We start from the raw sequence: 18022 nt of genomic DNA, 5'->3' as shown, positions 1-18022 counted from the left end.
CAACTGTACAACCCTGCCTCGAAGGCGGTCCCCCGACCCAGCCGCGCGATCGCTACGGCCGACGCCGGTCGTGGCGTGCCCGTACCGCCTTCAGCGCCGGCGCGTACAGCCCGAGGACGGCGGCGAGCAGCAGCGGGTAGGCGGGCGGCAGCCCGGTCATGCCCAGGGCCGCGCCCAGGGGGCTGGGCGGGAGCAGCAGGCCGACGGCGGCGAGCGCGGCGGCGGCCCGGCCGATGGGTCCGGGCCGGGTGCCGCCGCGCAGCAGGTACATCACCAGAGCCTGGGTGAGCAGGTTCTCGGTGAACCAGGCGGAGTGGAAGACGGCCTGGTCGTCGAGGGCGTCGGGACCACGCAGGGCGAGCGCCAGGACGCCGAAGGTGGCGAGGTCGGCGATCGCGTTGAGCACGCCGAAGCCGGTGATGAACCGCAGGAAGGCACGCGGCCGCAGCACGGTCGGGCGGCGCAGGGCCGCCGGGCCGGGGCGGTCGTACGCGAAGGCGAGCTGGGCGGCGTCGAAGCAGAGGTTCTGGGCGAGCACCTGGGCCGGGAGCATCGGCAGGAAGGGGAGCAGCAGGCCGGCACAGAGCATCGCGATGACGTTGCCGAGGTTGGAGGAGAGGGTGACCCGCAGATAGGAGGCGATGTTGGCACTGCTGTGCCGGCCGGCGGTGACGGCGTGCCCGATCGCACCGAGGTCCTTCTCGGCGAGCACCACGTCCGCGGTCTCGCGAGCGAGGTCCACGGCGGTGCGGGGCGCGATCCCGACGTCGGCCGCGCGCAGGGCGGGGATGTCGTTGACGCCGTCGCCGAGGAAGCCGACGGTGTGCCCGGCGGCGCGCAGCGCGCTGACGATACGGGCCTTGTCCTCGGGGGTGCAGCGGGCGACGACGTCGGCGTCGAGGTCGAGGGGATCACCGGACACGGCCACCCGCCCCGCGGCCAGGCCGAGGTCCCGGCAGGCACGGGCGGCCGTGGCGGGGTGGTCGCCGGTGAGGACGCGGACGGTGATGCCGAGGCCGGTGAGGCGGCGCAGGGCCTCGGCGGCGCCGGGGGCGAGGGCGTCCCGGAAGGTGACCAGGCCCCGGAAGGTGAGGCCGTGTTCGTCGGCGGCCGTGTAGGGGCGGGTGCGGGCGGGTCCCTCGGCGGTGGCGACGGCGAGGACGCGCAGCCCGGCGCCGGCCTCGCGGGCGGCGAGGGCGAGCAGGCGTTCGTGTTCGGCGGGGTCGAGGCCGCAGCGGGCCAGTACGTCCTCGGCGGCGCCCTTGGTGACCAGGACATGGGTACCCAGGCCGCCCGCGACGACGGCAGTGGCGGTGCGCCGGCCGGGGTCGAAGGGGACGGCGCCGATGCCGTCGTACTCCTCCCCCACCGGTCCGGCCGCCGTGAGCAGGGCCTCGTCCAGGGCGTCGGCGGCGGGCAGTTCGGCGAGCTGGAGGGTCCACCAGGCGCCGACGGCCGCCCAGCGCAGCGCGTCCGGGTCGTCGTGCCCGTCGGGGCCGAGGGCGCGTTCGACGACGGGCCGGTCCTGGGTGAGGGTGCCGGTCTTGTCGAGGCAGAGGACGTCGACCGCGCCGAGGTCGTGCAGCGCGGGCAGCCGCCGTACGACGACCTGGTGGGTGCGGGCGAGCAGGGCGGCGGCCCGGGCCAGGCAGGTGGTGACGATCACCGGGAGCATCTCGGGGGTGAGCCCGACGGCGACCGCGACCGCGAAGGGCAGCGTTTCCAGGCCCCGGCCGCGCAGGGCGGCGTTGGCCATGAGGACCAGCGGCGGGGTGAGCAGCATGAACCGGATCAGCACCCAGGAGATGCCGCGCACGGACCGGTCGAAGGCGCTCGCCTCCCGCCGCCCGCCCGCCGTGCTCTGCGCCACGGCGAACCGGGTCCGCTCCCCCGTCGCCACGACCACCGCCGTGGCACTGCCCGAGGCGACCCCGCTGCCCTGGAAACAGAGGTACGGCTCCTGGAAGGGACCCGCGTCGGCCGGGTGGTCCGCGTCGGGGATCTCGACGGCGGCCTTGGCGACGGGCGCCGACTCGCCGGTGAGCACGGCCTGGTGCACGGTCAGGCCACGGGCGCGCAGCAGTCGTACGTCGGCCGGGACCAGGTCGCCGGGGCCGAGCCGTACGACATCGCCCGTCACCAGATCGGCGACCGGGACCTCCCGGGTCCGCGGTGCCGCCTCCTCCCCGGTGCGGCGCAGCACGGTGGCGGTGCCGGCGACGAGTTCGCGCAGTGCGGCCAGGGAGCGGTCGGCGCGGTGTTCGCCGGCGGCGCGCAGCCCGCAGCTGACCGCGACCAGGGCGAGGATCACCACGGCCGTGCCCCAGGAGGCGACGAGAGCGGAGACCAGCCCCAGGGTGAGCAGGACGGCGGTGAAGGGGTCGCGCAGGGCGCGGGCGCAGCGCACCGGCCAGGAGACCGTGTGGGGAAGGGGCGGGGTGTTCTCGCCGGCGTCGGCGAGCCGGGCCGCGGCCGCGGCCTCGGTCAGCCCGCGCGGTCCCGTGTCCAGCCGGCGCAGCACCTGCAGCGCGGTGGCGGCCTCGCCCTCAGAGACCACGGAGGCGGCGGGGGGCCGGGAGTTCGGCGCCGGTGGTGCGGGCGGTGAGGCGGCCGACGAGGAGGCGTACGACGTCGACCACGTCCGGGTCGTCCACCAGGTACACCTGGCGGCGGCCCTCCCGGCGGGAGCGGACCAGACCGGCGAGCTTCAGCTTGGTGAGGTGCTGGCTGACGGCCGGCAGCGCGCCGCCCACCCGCTCGGCGAGTCCCGTGACGTCGCTCTCGCCCTGCGCCAGCGCCCAGACGATGTGCAGCCGGGCGGGCGAGGCGAGCAGCCCGAAGGCCGCGGCGGCCTCCGTGAGCACGTCCGCGGAGGGGTCCTCGACACCTGTTCCGGGCCCTGTCGCCACCGTCGTCGTCCTCCTGCCCGCCAAGTCGAAGGGACCAGTCTAGGACGCGGGAACTTCTCGGCCTCCGCGTCAGTTTCTACGTTGTTGTAGAAGTAAATTCTTGGGCAAGCAAGACTCTTGGCAAGCACATACCGACCGAGGAGTGAGTGCGCATGGCTCTGTGGGACCGCATCAAGGACTCCGCGACGCAGATGCAGACCCAGCTCGTGGCGAAGAAGAACGACTTGAAGAGCGGTGCGTTCCGCGACGCGAGCATGGCGATGTGCGCGCTCGTGGCGGCTGCCGACGGCACCATCGACCCGGCGGAGCGGCAGCGGGTCGCCCAGCTCATCGCCACCAACGAGGTGCTGCAGAACTTCCCGGCGGACGACCTGCGCCGGCGTTTCGAGGAGAACCTGAACAAGCTGACCGCCGACTTCGCCTTCGGCAAGGTGAGCGTGCTCCAGGAGGTCGCCAAGGCGAAGAAGAAGCCGGCCGAGGCGCGTGCCGTCATCCAGATCGGCATCGTGATCGGCGGCGCGGACGGCGACTTCGACAAGACCGAGCAGGCCGTGGTCCGCGAGGCGTGCTTCACGCTCGACCTGCCGCCGCACGAGTTCGACCTCTGACCGGCGAGTCCCTCACTCCTCGGCACCCGGCACGGTGGCCGGTTCGTTCGACGCCGGGATGATCCGGGCCCGCAGATCCGGGTCCGGCATCCCCGGGTCGAAGGGGAACAGGGGGCGGCGGATCCGCTGGTGGCCGAGGCGGACGAGGTCCTGGTCGACGCCGCCCGGGGTGAGGGCCATCTTCCAGTCCGCCGCCATGGCGTACAGCTCGGGCTCCAGGTAGCCGATCTTGACGATCACGATGTCGGCCGTCCGCGGATCCAGGTCCAGGCCGGTGAAGTCGTGCTCGTGGTGGTACGGCTTGCGCAGCCGGGTCAGGATCACCCGGACACTGCCGACGCGGAGGACCACCTCGGTCCCGGCGTCCCGGTCGCCGTGCCGGATCGCGTGGACCACGCCGGTCAGCGTGCGCGGTCCGCTGTGGCGGTCGTCGACCTCGGCACCGGCGGTGACGGTGACGGTCGCGCCGACGCCGGCCTGGACGGCGGCATCGACGGCGGCGGGGCCGGGCAGCGAGGCATAGACGACCTGCGGACCGGACGCGTCCCGGAACTCCGGCCGGGCCAGTATCTGCCGGAGTCCCCAGGTCACGTCGCCGGCGCCGCCCGCCGTCGGGTTGTCACCGGTGTCGCTGATGAAGTACGGGCGGGCGGTGGCGGCCAGGGCCTCGTCGAGGCAGTCGTCGAGGGTGCCGGTCGGCGCGACGAACGCGAAGTCGTGGCGGGCCTTCCAGAAGCCGAGCGCCAGCCGTTCGGCGCCCTCCGTCACCGCCGCCCGGTCCTGGCCGGTGACCACGACGGCGGCCCGGTTGCGCGGTTCGTCCGCCCACGCGTAGCCGACCCAGATCGCGGCGTCGAGGACGCCGGGCCGCGCCGCCACCTCCTCGACCGCCGCGTACACGCTCCTGGCGGGCTCGATCCGGGTCGAGGTCTGTTCCCCGGCCAGCAGGACCGGGACCGGGATCCACACCTTGACCGGCCGGGGCGCGCCCTCGAGCAGCCCGCCGAGGAGGTTGCGGGCGGCCCGTTCCCGGGTCTGAAGGGTGTCCACGTGCGGGGCCGTGCGGTAGCAGGTGATCAGGTCGCTGAGGTGGACGAGCGTGCGCGAGACGTTGCCGTGCAGGTCCATGGAGGTCGACACGAGGGCGTCCGGGCCGGTCACCTCGCGGATACGGGCCAGGAGTTCGGCCTCGGCGTCGTCGAGGCCCTCGACGGTCATCGCACCGTGGATGTCGTACCAGAGGCCGTCCACGGGACCCAGCTCCGCGAGCCGCTCGATGAGTTCGTCGGAGAGGGCGCGATAGGCGGCCGCCGTCACCGTGCCACCGGGCAGGGCCTTGCCGACCAGGACACCGCGCCAGTCGGCGGCGGCCCGCAGCGGGGTGCCCTCCGCGAGGAAGGGGTAGCCGGCGAGGACGTCGGCACCGCGCCGGGGGTGGAAGGCAGGGGCCTCGGTGCGGGCCGGGGAGAAGGTGGACGACTCGATGCCGAGACCGGCGATCGCGATGACGGGACGGGACGGGGACATGGCTCCTCCGGAACGGGACGGGACACGACTCCTGCGGCGAACCCCCGGGACGGTGGGGCGTGGTGACGGGGCGGGCTGGGCCGGGGCACTCGGTGACGGCGGGGCCGGGTCGGCCGGTGGGCGTGGGGTTCAGGGGTGGTGGCCGGTGGCCGTGTGCAGGGCCTGGGTCAGGGCGCGTTGCAGGGCGAACCGGCCCGCGCCGGCCAGTCCCGCGTCGGCGCCGAGGCTGGCCCGCTCGATCACCAGATGCTCGGTCACCAGCGGGTGGCAGCCCTCGTAGAGCTGGCTGCGCACGGCCGCGACGAACGGTTCCAGCGTGGAGAGGATGCCGCCGAGATACACGGCGTCGGGGTTGAAGAAGTTGACGTTGGCGGCCAGCACCATGCCGAGGTAGCGCCCGGCCTGCCGGACCGCCCGGGTGGCCTCGGGGTCGGCGTCGGAGGCGAGTCGTACGACGTCCTCGGTGGAGGTCACCGACAGACCGCGCTCCCGCAGGATCCGCACCAGCGCCGCACCGGAGGCGACGGTCTCCAGGCAGCCGGTGTTGCCGCAGGAGCACGGGATGTCGTGGGCGGCCTCCACCCGGACGTGCGTGATCTCCCCGGCCGCGCCGGTGCCGCCCCGGTAGAGGCGGCCGTCGGCGATGACGCCGGCGCCGATCGCCGTGCCGGTCTTGACCATGATGGACTGCCGGCGTTCGGGCGGCTGGGCCCCGTGTTCGCCGACGGCCATACAGTTGGCGTCGTTCTCGATGGCCGCCGGCACCCCGAATCGGTTCTCCAGCCAGGCGCGCACCGGAAACCGGTTCCAACCGGGCATCCGGGACGGCAGGGTGACGACTCCGGAGACGACGTCGACCGGTCCGGGCAGCGAGAGGCCGACCGCGCGCAGCAGCTCCCGGCCGTGCTGCTCGGCGAGTGCCTCCAGGGTCGCGGCGAGGCCCGGCAGCGCGGCCTCGGGTCCGTCGGCGGTGGCGAACGGCACGGTGCTGACATCGGTGAGCACACCGCCCGCCTGCATCACCCCCACATGGGCGTGCCGGCCGCCGAGTTCGGCGGCCACGGCGAAGCCCTCGCTGCCGCCGAGCCGCAGCGTCTTGCGGGGCCGGCCGCCGGCCGAGGACACCGTGCCCTCCTCGGCGACCAGGCCGTGGGCCATCAGCTGACCGACCGCCGACGAGACCGTCGAGGGCGCCGCGCCGAGGAGGGCCGCCAGTTCGGTGCGCGAGGCGGCCTGCCCGGAAGCCAGCAGGTCGAGGACGCGCTCGGCCAGCACGGGGTGACCGGCGGTGGGCTTGCGGCGCCGCCGACTTTCTTCGGTCATGGACGAGGTTTCTTCCGGCATCGGGAACGAGTGGCGTCGAGCGTAAGCCCCGCAGCGCGGCCGTGGGCTTTCTCCAGAACAGCAGAAACAGGCTTTTTACAGGAACACACCTGTTTCTTCGACCAGTCGAATCGTTGACTGTCCCTCACCCCCTTCCGCCGATCCTCTTTTTTCGAGGTGAGCCATGTCCTCTGTCCGCCCCGGGCTCCTCGCCGGCGCCCTTCTCACCGCGAGCACACTGCTGCTCGCGGGGTGTTCCGGCTCGAGCGGTTCGTCGTCGTCCGCGTCCCACGACTCGTTGGACTACGCGCTGCCCGCCAACTTCACACCGAACTGGATCCTGCCGATCGGCACCGCGGCGCACCTCAACACCAACAACATCTCGATCGCCAACTCCCTCTGGGAACCGTTGATCGCCTACGACGGCTCGACCGGCTCGATGGGCTGGAACAAGAAGGGTTCCGTGGCCACGGCCGCGACGTTCGCCGCGGACCACAAGAGCGTGACGATCACCCTGGGCGACCGGCACTGGAGCGACGGCAAGCCGATCACCTCCGCCGACGTGGCGTTCTGGTACGGCCTGATCAAGGCGAACAAGGCCCAGTGGGCGGGTTACAACCCCGGCAAGGCGCCGGACAACTGGACGTCCTTCAAGACCCTCGACAGCCGCCGCTTCACGATCACCTTCGACAGGGCCTACAACCCGCAGTGGATGCTGGCGAACGAGCTGAGCTCGATCAACCCGCTGCCCAAGCACGCCTGGGACAGGGGCGGCAGCGCCAAGGACGAGTGGACCTACCTGAACGACGCGGCGAAGAACATCGCCGGGTACCAGACGAACGCCCTGTGGAAGACGATCAGCGGCCCGTACGCGGTGAAGTCGTTCTCGACGGCCGGCAAGGTGGTCCTGACCGCCAACAAGAAGTACGACGGCGGCGAGAAGCCCGCCATCGCCACGGTCGACCTGCTGCCCTTCACCACCGCCGACGCGGAGAAGAACGCCCTGCGCTCGGGCAGCGTCGACTACGGCTACATCGAGGCGACCGACCTCGACCAGAAGGAGAGCTTCACCGCGCGCGGCTACTCGGTGAAGCCGTGGTCCGGCTGGGCGATCACCTACATGCCGTACAACTTCAACAACCCGGCGATGGGCGCCGTGTTCAGGCAGTTGTACGCGCGGCAGGCGATCCAGCGGTCCATCGACCAGACGACCCTCGCGAAGGTCGTCTTCAACGGCACCGCGGTACCCGGCTACGGCCCGATCCCGCAGGCCCAGTCCTCGGACTTCGTGTCGGCGGCGCAGCGGGCCAACCCGTATCCGTTCTCCACGACCGCCGCCAAGTCCCTGCTGACCGCCCATGGCTGGACGGAACAGGGCGGGGTGATGACCTGCACCGCCCCGGGGTCGGGGGCGGACCGGTGCGGGGCCGGGGTCGCCAAGGGCACCAAGTTCGAGATGCAGGTGCTGTCGCAGTCCGGGTCGACGGTGACCGACAACATGATGAGCGCGATCCAGTCCTCGCTCGCCGAGACCGGCATCAAGTTCGGCATCAAGACCGCGCCGGTCAACTCGGTACTTTCACGGACCCCGCCGTGCACGGCGGGCCAGTCGATCTGCGCGTGGCAGCTGTCGTTCTTCGGGACGGCGGGCAGCTGGTACTTCCCGGCCTTCCCGACCGGTGACTCGCTCTTCCAGTCCAAGGGCGGCTCCAACTTCGGCAACTACTCCGACACCGCGGTCGACAAGCTCATCGCGGCGTCCACGACGGCGAGTTCGAACGCGGTGATCCAGGAGTACAGCGCGGCCCTCGCCAAGGACCTGCCGGTGATCTGGCTGCCCGAGCCCGACTACCAGATCTCCGTGATGCGCAACGGCCTCGGCGGTTTCTCCCAGGACCCGCTCGCCAACTTCCATCCGGCGCAGTGGAAGTGGACCAGCTGAGCATGGACACCGTGTTGTTCCTCGCCCGGCGCCTGCTCCAGGCCCTGGTGGTGATCCTCATCGTCACGGTCGTGGTGTTCTGCCTGCTGCACGCACTCCCCGGGGGTCCCGCGCGCGGGATCCTCGGCCCGCAGGCCACCGCCGAGCAGATCACCTCGTTCAACCGCGAACAGGGCCTGGACCGGCCGCTGCCCGTCCAGTACGTCTACTACCTGCGCACCCTGCTGCACGGCGACCTCGGCACCTCCTACACCCTCAACGAGGCGGTCTCCCGGCTGATCGAGCAGCGGCTGCCGAAGACCCTCGTGCTCACCGTGCTGTCGGCGCTGCTCGGCCTGCTGGTCGCGGTGCCGGTCGGCATGTGGCAGGCGGTGCGGCGGGACCGGCCGGTCGACTACGCCCTGACCACGCTGAGCTTCGTGGCGTACGCGACACCCGTGTACTTCCTGGGGCTCGTCCTGGTGCTGGTCTTCACCCAGTGGCTGCCCTGGTTCCCCTCCCAGGCACCCCAAGGGGACACGCTAGGGCAGGTGTTCGCGGATCCGGCGGGCCTGGTACTGCCGGTGGTGACGGGTGCCGCGTCGATGGTCGCCGTGTTCAGCCGCTACATGCGGGCGGCGACCCTGGACAACCTCTCCGAGGACTATGTCCGCACCGCGCGGGCGGGCGGCTCGACACCCGCCAGGATCCTGTGGCGGCACGTGTTCCGCAATTCCCTGACCCCCGTGACCGCCATGCTCGGCTACTACGTCCCGGTGCTGTTCGGCGGCGCCCTGGTCGTCGAGCAGCTGTTCAACTACCCGGGGATGGGGCTGCTGTTCTGGAGCGCCGCACAGTCCTCCGACTATCCGGTGCTGCTCGGCTGCGTTCTGGTCATCTCCGTCGCGACCGTCGTGGGCACCCTGCTGGCGGACGTCGTCCAGCGGATCATCGACCCCCGGGTGAAGGGAGGCCGGGCATGAGCGCCCTGACCGAGACCGTGCCCGTGACGAGCCGACGGCCGCTGTCCGTACGGCGGTTCGCCCGCAACCGGACGGCCTTGGCCGGGGTCGCGGTGGTCGTCCTGTTCCTGCTGTTCTGCTTCGCCGGCCCGCTGCTGCACGCCACGGACCAGACCCACACCGATCTCTCCCAGGTCAACCTCCGCCCGGGCGGGGCGCATTGGCTGGGTACGGACGCCGTCGGCCACGACGAGCTGGGCCGGCTCATGTACGGCGGCCGGGTCTCCCTGCTGGTGGGCCTGGCGGCCGGCATCCTCGCGACCGTGATCGGCACGCTCTGGGGCGCGGTGGCCGGCTACGCGGGCGGCTGGGTGGACGCGGTGATGATGCGCGTGGTCGACGCGGGCATCGCCATCCCGGCCCTGTTCATCCTGCTGGTGGTGTCCGCGATCAGCAATCCCGGTCCGCTCGGACTGGTCCTCGTCCTGGGTCTGGTGTCCTGGCTGGTGCCGTCCCGGCTGGTGCGGGCGGAGACGCTGACGCTGAAGAACCGTGACTACGTACTGACGCTGCGCGCCATCGGCGGCACCCACGGCCGGGCGATCCTGCGGCACGTCCTGCCGAACTCGGTGTCGACGATCGTCGTCGCGGCGACCTTCCAGGTGGCGGACGCGATCCTGCTGGTCGCGTACGTCTCGTATCTGGGCCTGGGGGTGCAGCCGCCGCGGACCGACTGGGGCGGCATGCTGTCCGCCGGTCTGACGGCGGCCTACTCCGGACGCTGGTGGCTCATCGTTCCGCCCGGCCTCGCGATCATCCTCGTCGTGTGCGCGTTCAACGCGATCGGCGACGGGCTGCGCGACGCCTTCGACGTGAGGGGACGCGGGTGAACAACCTTGACAACTCCGGCACTTCCCGGACCCCCGACGACCGGACCGACCCCGACGACTGCTCCGTTCCCGACGCCCGGACCGGCCCCGACGCCCGGACCGGCCCCGACGACCGCTCCGTCCTCGACGTCCGGGACCTGGCCGTGACCTTCACGACCGACACCGGTCCGGTGCCCGCCGTCCGTGGGGTGTCGCTGCGGGTGCGGCCCGGGGAGACGCTCGCGCTGGTCGGCGAGTCCGGGTCCGGCAAGTCCACGGTGGCGCTGGCCGCGTTGGGGCTGCTGCCCGGCAACGCCGTGACGACGGGCCGGATCTCGGTCGGCGGCACGGACGTCGTCGGCGCGGGCGAGCCGGAACTGACGCGGCTGCGCGGTCGTACCGCGTCCATGGTGTTCCAGGAACCGGCCACCGCGCTGGACCCGCTCACCCGGGTCGGCGCCCAGATCGCGGAGGTCGTCCGCAACCACCGGGCGGTGTCGCGCGCCGAGGCCGCCGCCGAGGCGGTCGCCCTGCTGCGCAGGGTGGGCATTGCGGAACCGGAGCGGCGGGCCAGGGCCTTTCCGTTCCAGCTCTCGGGCGGACAGCGGCAGCGGGTCGTCATCGCGATGGCCGTCGCCAACTCCCCGGTTCTGCTGGTCGCCGACGAGCCGACCACCGCGCTCGACGTCACCGTGCAGGCCGGGATCCTGGACCTGCTGCGGGAGTTGGCGGCCGAGGCGGGCACGGGCGTGCTGCTGGTCACGCACAACATGGGCGTGGTGGCCGACTTCGCCGACCGGGTCGCGGTGATGCTGCGCGGCGAGGTGGTGGAGACCGGGCCGGCCGAGGAGGTGCTGCTGCGTCCCGCCCACGAGTACACCCGGCGGCTGCTGGCGGCGGTGCCCCGGCTGACGGCCGACGGACCCGCAGCCGAGGACGTCGTGGCGCCCGAGGGGGAACCGGTCGTCCGGCTCCGGGACGTCTCCGTCCGTTTCGGCCGTGGCCGGGGTGCGGTGTCCGCCCTCCAGGAGGTCTCGTTCACGGTCCGGGCCGGGGAGACGGTCGGGCTGGTGGGCGAGTCCGGGTCCGGGAAGTCGACGGCGGCCCGGGTGGCGCTGGGCCTGGTCGCGCCCGACGCCGGGGCGGTCTCGCTGTTCGGGGCCGATCTGCGGCGCAGCCGAGGGCGGGCCAGGCGGCGGCTGCTGTCCGGGGTCGGGGTGGTGCTGCAGGACCCGGTGGCCTCGCTGGACGCCCGGATGAGCGTCGCGGAGTGCGTCGCCGAGCCGCTGCGAGTGCACCGCCGGGACCTGTCGGCGGCCGGACGCCGCGCCCGGGTCGCCGAGGTGCTCGATCTGGTGCGGCTGCCCGGCCGGGTGGCGGGGCGCGGACCGCGTGAGCTGTCCGGCGGCCAGCGGCAACGGGTCAGCCTGGCCCGGGCGCTGGTGCTGGGGCCCCGGCTGCTGGTCGCGGACGAGCCGACGAGCGCGCTGGACGTGAGTGTGCAGCGCACGGTGCTGGAGGTGATCGCGGAGTTGCAGCGCGAGCTGGGGTTCGGATGTCTGCTGGTCTCGCACGATCTGGCGGTGGTGCGGGAGTTCGCCGCGCGAGTGGTGGTCATGCGGGGCGGGCGGGTGCTGGAACAGGGGGCGACCGCGACGACCCTGCTCCACCCGGAGACGGAGTACACCCGCGGGCTCCTCGCCGCCGTGCCGGTACCCGACCCGGTGCTGCAGCGCGCCCGCCGGGCTGCCGTACGAGGACAGGAGGCCGGCGCGTGAGCGACGCACCCGAGGCGTTCGCGGGGATCGACATCGGCGGGACGACCACCCAGGCCGTCCTGTGCACGCCGGATCTCGCCGTCCTGGACCGGGCGCAGCTGCCGACCCCGGCCGCCGAGGGCGGCACCGCCATGGTCGGCGCCGCCCTGACCGCCGTACGACGGCTGCTGGACCGCACTCCGGTACGGCTGCTCGGTGCCGGGGTCGGGGCGGCCGGGGTGGTGGACGCGCAGGCCGGGCGGATCCTGGTGGCCAGCGACTCCTTCCGGGACTGGGCCGGTTACGAGGTCACCGCGGCCGTCCAGGAGGCGCTCGGGGTACCGGCGTCCCTCGACAACGACGTCAACGCCTTCCTGCGCGGCGAGGTGGCGCGGGGCGCGGTCGTGGGCGAGACCCATGTGCTCGGCATGACGCTGGGCACCGGGGTGGGCGGGGCGCTGTGGCTGGACGGCGAGCTGTACGACGGCCCGCGGGGCGCGGCGGGCGAGATCGGGCATGTGCCCGGCTTCGGGGGGCTGCCCTGCACCTGCGGTGGGCGTGGTCATCTGGAGACGCTGGCGTCCGGCCGGGCGCTGGCGGCGATGTACGCCGAGCGGACCGGGCGTACGGCGACCGCCCGGGAGCTCGCGGTGGCGGCGGGGCGCGGCGACGCGGACGCGGTCGCCGTGTACGAGGCGGCCGGGGCCGCCGTCGCCCGCGCGATCCTGCTGGTGGCGGGGGTGCTGGACGTCACCACGTGTGTGGTGGGCGGCGGGGTGAGCCGCTCCTGGGCGGCACTGGAACCGGCCCTGCTCGCCGTGCTGGCGGCCGAACCCCCGGTCAGCGGACGGCCGGTGCGAGTGCTGCCGGCCCGGCTGGGCGAGGACGCCGTCGCGGTGGGCGCGGCGGCCCGGATCAGGGCGCGGCTGCTCGCGCAGGCACCGGAGACGGCCGCCTGAGCGGCGGAGTCGCATGTTGACACAGCCCGGGGCTCTTCAGGTGGAGGGGCTCACGTATCTCACAGGTCGGCCAGTAGCGGCAGCGCCTCCATTGCCGCCGTCACGTCCCCCGTCAGCGCACGGTCCGCCGTGTCCGCCGTGTCCGCCGGCAACGCTGCCGCCGCCACCCGGTAGGCAGGCACCGTCGGCTCCACCGGACCGAGCCGCAACGCCCTTACCGCTACGACCAGTTCGCAGGCCGGGACCACTCCGTACGCCTCCGCCGCCCGTTCCGTCTGTTTCGCCGCCTGGCCCGCGAAGGTCGCAGCCTCCTCCAGGGGGTGGAGGGTGACCGGGGCGGGCAGCTCGGCGTCGGGGGACGTGGTGAGCCAGGGGCGTTCGCCGATCAGGGTCAGGCCGGTCTGGGCGAGCGCGGTCAGGTCGCCGGTGCCCACTCCCCCGTACTCGTTGATCGCGGGGTGGACGCCGAGGCGCAGGGCCTCGGTCAGGGCCGTGACGAAGGACGGGTGGATACCGGAGCCGGCGGCCAGGAGCTGGTTCGCCCGGACCGCCAGCAGCGCGCGGGCCCGGCGGGGCGGGAGCAGGGGGCCGGCGCCGCCGGCGTGGCTGCGCAGCAGACGCAGGGTGTGGCCGGCCGCGTCCGCCGGGGCGACCGCGACCGAGCGGTGGGCGCCGACGCCGGTGCCCCGGCCGTACCAGCGGCCCTGCGCGGCAAGGCGGTCCGCGGTCTGGTGGGCGTGGCGGACCCGGTCGAGCGCCTCGGGCGGTACGACCGGGTCGGCGACGGCGTCGGCGAGCCGGACGAGTCCGGGCAGGCCGAGGCCGTTGCCGTCGAGCACTACACAGGGCCGTGAAAGCACCTGTCTCGGTACGTCGGTGGTGCTGTCCAAGGGAGGTCGGGCGCGGGTCGGGTCAGCTGCTGAGGCCGGCCTTCTTCAGCCAGGCCTGGGCCACGTCCAGCGGGTCCTTGTTGTCCGACTGCACCTGGGTGTCCAGGTCCAGCAGGGTCGCGGTGTCGAGCTTGGCGGAGACCGCGTTGAGGGCGTCGGTGGCCTTCTGGTTCAGGGCGCTCTTGTAGACCAGGGGCTGGACGTTCTCGAAGCCGAAGAGGTTCTTCGGGTCCTGGAGGACGACGAACTTCTCCTTGGAGATGGTCGGGTCCGTGCTGAAGATGTCGCCGGCCTGCACCGCGTTCTTCGTCAGGGCCGCCTCGGTGAGCGCGCCGCCCGCGTCGAGCGCCTTGAAGGACTTGAACTCCAGGCCGTACACGGACTTCAGGCCGACCAGGCCCTGCTGGCGGGTCTGGAACTCCGGCGAGGCGCCGATGACCAGGTCCTTGGCGATGTCCTTGAGGTCGGCGATGGAGGACTTCTCGGTGAGCTTGTACTTGGCGGCCGTGGTCGCGTTGAGCGTCACCGTGTCCTTGTCCTGCGCGTCCGCCGGGTCGAGCAGCGTCAGCTTGGAGTCCAGCTTGGCCTCGATGGCCGACGTGGTCTCCTCGACGGTCTTCGGGGCGGCCTTGGGGTCGAGGTAGGCGAGCAGGGCACCGTTGTACTCGGGCAGGACCGAGACGGAGCCGTTCTTGAGCAGACCGTAGGTCGTCTCACGACTGCCGATGTTCGGCTTGTAAGTGACCTTGATGCCCTTGGCCTTGAGTGCTTCGCCGTAGATGTCGGCGATCAGGGTGCTCTCGGCGAAGTTGTTGGAGCCGACGACGACGGTGTCCCCGCTCGCTTTGCTGTCCGACAGCGGGTCGGACTTGCTGTCGTCGGAAGAGGAACAGCCCGCCAGCAGGGCCGTCGTCGCGGCGAGCGCGACGGCCGCCACGCCTCGGTATGTCCGGGTTGACCTGCTGGGAAGGGTGTTGGAAGTCACGGTTGCCGTTCCGGGAGCTGTGGGCAGAAGGGTGGGGGTGTTGCGAACCACGAGGTGCTGTTGGGAACCACTCCACACGATCCAATCCAGCCGGTTCTCGGTCAGTCAAGTGTCTCCGGGTCACCGATTGGCTTCAATCCGTGGCCAGTTGTGGACGGAGAGCGGTCTCTTTGTAACGGATTCTTGATAAAGAGCAAGCGGAATCGCGCTTCAAGAACGCTGTAGTCTCACGGCAGTTGATATCGGTCACAGCGGTGCACGGGGCCCGCTACTCGGTGTCGTTCCGCAAGCTCGGGGTGAAGACGCCCCCCACAGTCGAGACACCTTCATGAAGGAGGCCCGGTGTCCACGAACCAGGTGGACGCGTCCGTCCGGCCCGCCCCGACGCGGGGCGGGATACGGGGTTTCGCCGACCGTTGGCCCTTCCGGCGCAAGCTGAACCTGCTGGTCGGTGTGCCGCTCGCCGTGATCGCCGTACTGCTCGCCTATGTCTTCACCGATCTGGTGCAGCAGTCCACCAGCGCGGAGGACGCGGCGCAGCTGGTCCGGGACAGCACCCAGGTGGCAAGCCTGGTGGACAAGGTCGAGGCGGAGCACCAGCAGGCGATCCTGCTCTCCGCCCGGTACGAGTCCGGGTACAGCACCCCCTCGCAGGGCGCCTACCGCGCGGCCCAGGAAGCGGTGACCGCCCAGCTCCGGACGGTCCGTGACACCTTCGGCGACCGGCTGCCGGGCACCGAGGCGGACGCGTTGCGACAGGTCGAGGGCCTGTCCAGCCTGCGTGATTCCGTCGAGCAGTCGTACCTGCCGGCGGACAACATCGACCCGGCGTACGGCAACGCGGCCAACGACCTGATCGACGGCCTCGGTCTGGACCGCAACGCCGACCTCGCCGCCACCTTCACGGGCAACCTGCTGGACTCGCTGCTGCGCGCGGACGCCGCCCACGGCGCCTTCGAGACCAACGTGCTCGCGGCCACCACCGGGGACACCAACGCGCTGATCGAGTTCACCAACGCGGTCGGCGCCTACGACCTGTACCAGCACCAGGCCGACCGCTTCACCCGGTTCGCCACCGAGGGGCAGGCCCGGCAGCTGGCCGACGTCGAGCACACCAAGGCCCAGAGCACCATCGCCGAGTCCTTCGCCGAGCTGCAGATCGACCCGACCAAGCTGCAGTCCGGCAACCAGGACCAGATCCGGCAGGCCGTCAAGGACGCGCTCACCGACTACCCGGCCTATCTCCAGCAGGCCACCGCCCGGCTGACCATCACCGCCTCGCTCATCGGCCAGATCGCCGACCGCGCCGACGCCGCCGATCGCGCCGCCGAGCTGCGGGCGGTACTGCTGCTGGGCGGCTCGCTGCTCGGCTTCATCCTCTGGATCACCCTCGCCGCCCTGGTGCGCCGCTCGGTGATCCGCCCGGTGCAGGCCCTGACCGGGGTCGCGCACGAGGTCGCCGAAGTGGCGGGCCGCGAACTCGCCCGGGTCGCCGACGACGACGCAGAGGACGCCGGCCCGCCCCGGCTGCGGGACATGCCGGTCACCGCCCGCGACGAGATCGGCGACCTGGCCGAGGCCTTCAACCAGGTGCAGACCACGGCCGCGGCCCTGCTCGAACGTCAGGTGCTCAGCCGCCGCAACACCGCCGAGATGTTCGGCAACGTCGGCCGCCGGGTCAGCAACCTGACCACCCGTCAGCTGGCCTTCATCGACGCGGTGGAGCGCGCCGAGACCGACCCGGCCCTGCTCGAACGCCTCTACTCCATCGACCACATCGCCGTCCGCCTGCGCCGCAACGCCGACAGCCTGATGCTGCTGGCCGGCATCCGCGAGACCGTGCTGGCCTCCGGGCCCACCCCGATATCCAACGTGGTCCGGGCCGCGCTCGGCCAGATCGAGGGCTACCAGCGGGTACGGCTGTACGCCGGCACGGACGTCATGATCGAGCCGGACATCATCGGCGACCTCACGCTGATGGTGGCCGAACTCCTGGAGAACGCGGTGTCGTTCTCGCCGGAGGGCAGCCCGGTCGAGGTGACCGTCCGCACCGGCGACGACGGCGCGCACATCGTTGTCACCGACCACGGCCTGGGCATGAGCGCCGAGCGGCTGTCCGAGGAGAACGCCCGGCTGATCCGCCGTGAGCGCCTCGACCTGGTGCCGACCAAGGTGCTCGGCCTGTTCGTGGTGGGTGCGCTGGCCCGGCGCTGGGAGATCGGCGTCGAGCTGACCCGGACCCCGGGCGGCGGTGTCACCGCCGAAGTGACGCTGCCCTCGCGGCTGTTGCTGACGATGAGCGCGCTGGCCGGCACCTCCGCCACCCCGCTCGCCGTGGAACCGACGGGACCGACTGCACCGGCGGCACCGACGGCTCCGGCGGCACTTACCGAGCCGACCGGCCCGACCCCCGCCGCCTCGATCCCGGCCGCCGCCGTGCCCGAGAGCCCGCTCCCCCGCCGGGTACCGCGCCGCGAGCCGGCCGCCGAGGCGGAGGCCGCGCCGGCCCCGCTGATCCCGGCCGCCCGCGCCGGCGAACCCCCGGCCGACTCCGCCGACGGGCCGCGTCCGCTGCGCCGCCGGGTACGCGGAGCGACCCTCCGTATCACCGTCGGCGCCGCCCAGACCCTCGCCCAGCCACCGCGCAACCGCGACGCCGACGCCGAGCGGGACGCGCTGGAGGAGTTCGAGGCGGCGGTGGAGCGCGCCCGGCGCGAGAGCGACACCGGAAGCCACGAGCGGCCCGCGCCGCCCCCCGAGACCAACCCGCCGCACCACCAGATCCACCTTCCGGAAGGAGCCGAGCAGTGAGCACGTCGACAGGTGACACCCCGACGGGCGGCGCCGCCACGCCGACCGACCTGCAGGCGGCCGCAGCCGACTTCACCTGGCTGCTGAACCGCTTCGCGACCGAGACAGCCGGGGTGGTGGACGCGATCGCCGTGTCCTCCGACGGTCTGCTGATCGCGGTGTCGGAGCTGCGGGAGCGCGCGCACTCCGAGCGCCTCGCCGCGATCGTCTCCGGCATCACCAGCCTGGCCGCCGGCGCCTCCGGCAACTACGGCCTGGGCAGCCTCAACAAGGTCATCATCGACCTGGAGGGCGGCCATGTCATCGTCTCCGCGATCGGCAGCGGCGCCGTGCTCGGCGTCGTCGCCGACAACGAGGCCAAGCTCGGCAACATCGCCTACGAGATGACCCTGTTCGCCAACCGGGCCGGTGCGGCGCTCAGCCCGCAGCTGGTCCTGGAGCTGAAGAACAGCGTCGGCGTCCCACAGACGCGCTGACCGGCGGAGCCGGTCGAGAGAGGAA

The 18022-nt window shown here is 72.6% G+C and carries 14 protein-coding genes; 8 read left to right on the top strand and 6 right to left on the bottom strand.

From position 1 onward, the window contains the following. Positions 1 to 52: 52 nt before the first annotated feature. Together mgtA and ACWGJB_RS36755 are read right to left on the bottom strand one after the other, a co-directional pair. Positions 53 to 2557 (bottom strand): magnesium-translocating P-type ATPase, encoded by a 2505-nt coding sequence (gene mgtA / locus ACWGJB_RS36760; RefSeq protein ID WP_453384380.1) that lies wholly within the window; start codon positions 2555 to 2557, stop codon positions 53 to 55. Further along, positions 2547 to 2909 (bottom strand): ArsR/SmtB family transcription factor, encoded by a 363-nt coding sequence (locus ACWGJB_RS36755; protein ID WP_453384379.1) that lies wholly within the window; start codon positions 2907 to 2909, stop codon positions 2547 to 2549. The genes mgtA and ACWGJB_RS36755 overlap by 11 nt, the downstream gene beginning before the upstream one ends. Positions 2910 to 3061: 152 nt before the next feature. Between ACWGJB_RS36755 and ACWGJB_RS36750 the strand changes: the two genes are divergently transcribed. Next, the gene (locus tag ACWGJB_RS36750; protein ID WP_351729144.1) at positions 3062 to 3517 is read left to right on the top strand and encodes a tellurite resistance TerB family protein; all 456 of its coding nucleotides are present in this window, start codon (positions 3062 to 3064) and stop codon (positions 3515 to 3517) included. Between the two features lie 12 nt (positions 3518 to 3529). On the opposite strand, the gene ACWGJB_RS36745 is transcribed toward ACWGJB_RS36750, so the two are convergent. Together ACWGJB_RS36745 and ACWGJB_RS36740 are read right to left on the bottom strand one after the other, a co-directional pair. Continuing rightward, complete coding sequence (locus tag ACWGJB_RS36745; RefSeq protein WP_453384378.1) at positions 3530 to 5044, bottom strand: M81 family metallopeptidase; 1515 nt, start codon at positions 5042 to 5044, stop codon at positions 3530 to 3532. Between the two features lie 129 nt (positions 5045 to 5173). After that, positions 5174 to 6367, bottom strand: a complete 1194-nt coding sequence (locus ACWGJB_RS36740) for an ROK family protein (RefSeq protein ID WP_453384377.1) — start codon at positions 6365 to 6367, stop codon at positions 5174 to 5176. A 184-nt stretch (positions 6368 to 6551) separates the two neighbouring features. Between ACWGJB_RS36740 and ACWGJB_RS36735 the strand changes: the two genes are divergently transcribed. The 5 genes from ACWGJB_RS36735 (at position 6552) to ACWGJB_RS36715 (ending at position 12835) form a co-directional block, all read left to right on the top strand. Further along, complete coding sequence (locus ACWGJB_RS36735) at positions 6552 to 8309, top strand: peptide ABC transporter substrate-binding protein (protein WP_453384376.1); 1758 nt, start codon at positions 6552 to 6554, stop codon at positions 8307 to 8309. A gap of 2 nt (positions 8310 to 8311) precedes the next feature. Next, positions 8312 to 9271 carry an ABC transporter permease gene (locus tag ACWGJB_RS36730; protein ID WP_453384375.1) on the top strand — a complete coding sequence of 320 codons (960 nt, stop codon included), beginning with the start codon at positions 8312 to 8314 and terminating at the stop codon, positions 9269 to 9271. Then, the gene (locus tag ACWGJB_RS36725) at positions 9268 to 10140 is read left to right on the top strand and encodes an ABC transporter permease (protein ID WP_453384374.1); all 873 of its coding nucleotides are present in this window, start codon (positions 9268 to 9270) and stop codon (positions 10138 to 10140) included. The genes ACWGJB_RS36730 and ACWGJB_RS36725 overlap by 4 nt, the downstream gene beginning before the upstream one ends. Positions 10141 to 10277: 137 nt before the next feature. Further along, entirely contained in the window at positions 10278 to 11897 is a 1620-nt protein-coding gene (locus ACWGJB_RS36720; protein ID WP_453384425.1) for a dipeptide ABC transporter ATP-binding protein, read from the top strand. Further along, complete coding sequence (locus ACWGJB_RS36715; RefSeq protein ID WP_453384373.1) at positions 11894 to 12835, top strand: ROK family protein; 942 nt, start codon at positions 11894 to 11896, stop codon at positions 12833 to 12835. Before ACWGJB_RS36720 ends, ACWGJB_RS36715 begins: the two co-directional genes overlap by 4 nt. Positions 12836 to 12894: 59 nt before the next feature. Here the strand turns inward: ACWGJB_RS36715 and ACWGJB_RS36710 are convergent, their stop codons facing one another. Together ACWGJB_RS36710 and ACWGJB_RS36705 are read right to left on the bottom strand one after the other, a co-directional pair. Beyond that, positions 12895 to 13674: an aromatic amino acid lyase gene (locus tag ACWGJB_RS36710; RefSeq protein WP_453384372.1), complete on the bottom strand. Its 780-nt coding sequence runs from the start codon at positions 13672 to 13674 to the stop codon at positions 12895 to 12897. A 73-nt stretch (positions 13675 to 13747) separates the two neighbouring features. After that, positions 13748 to 14710, bottom strand: a complete 963-nt coding sequence (locus tag ACWGJB_RS36705; protein ID WP_453384371.1) for an ABC transporter substrate-binding protein — start codon at positions 14708 to 14710, stop codon at positions 13748 to 13750. Positions 14711 to 15052: 342 nt separating this feature from the next. Between ACWGJB_RS36705 and ACWGJB_RS36700 the strand changes: the two genes are divergently transcribed. Next, complete coding sequence (locus tag ACWGJB_RS36700; RefSeq protein WP_453384370.1) at positions 15053 to 17521, top strand: ATP-binding protein; 2469 nt, start codon at positions 15053 to 15055, stop codon at positions 17519 to 17521. After that, complete coding sequence (locus tag ACWGJB_RS36695; protein ID WP_453384369.1) at positions 17518 to 17997, top strand: roadblock/LC7 domain-containing protein; 480 nt, start codon at positions 17518 to 17520, stop codon at positions 17995 to 17997. Before ACWGJB_RS36700 ends, ACWGJB_RS36695 begins: the two co-directional genes overlap by 4 nt. Positions 17998 to 18022: the final 25 nt, after the last annotated feature.

This window comes from Streptomyces sp. NPDC054813, from assembly GCF_053611365.1.
This window is presented reverse-complemented; position numbering and strand designations above follow the sequence as displayed.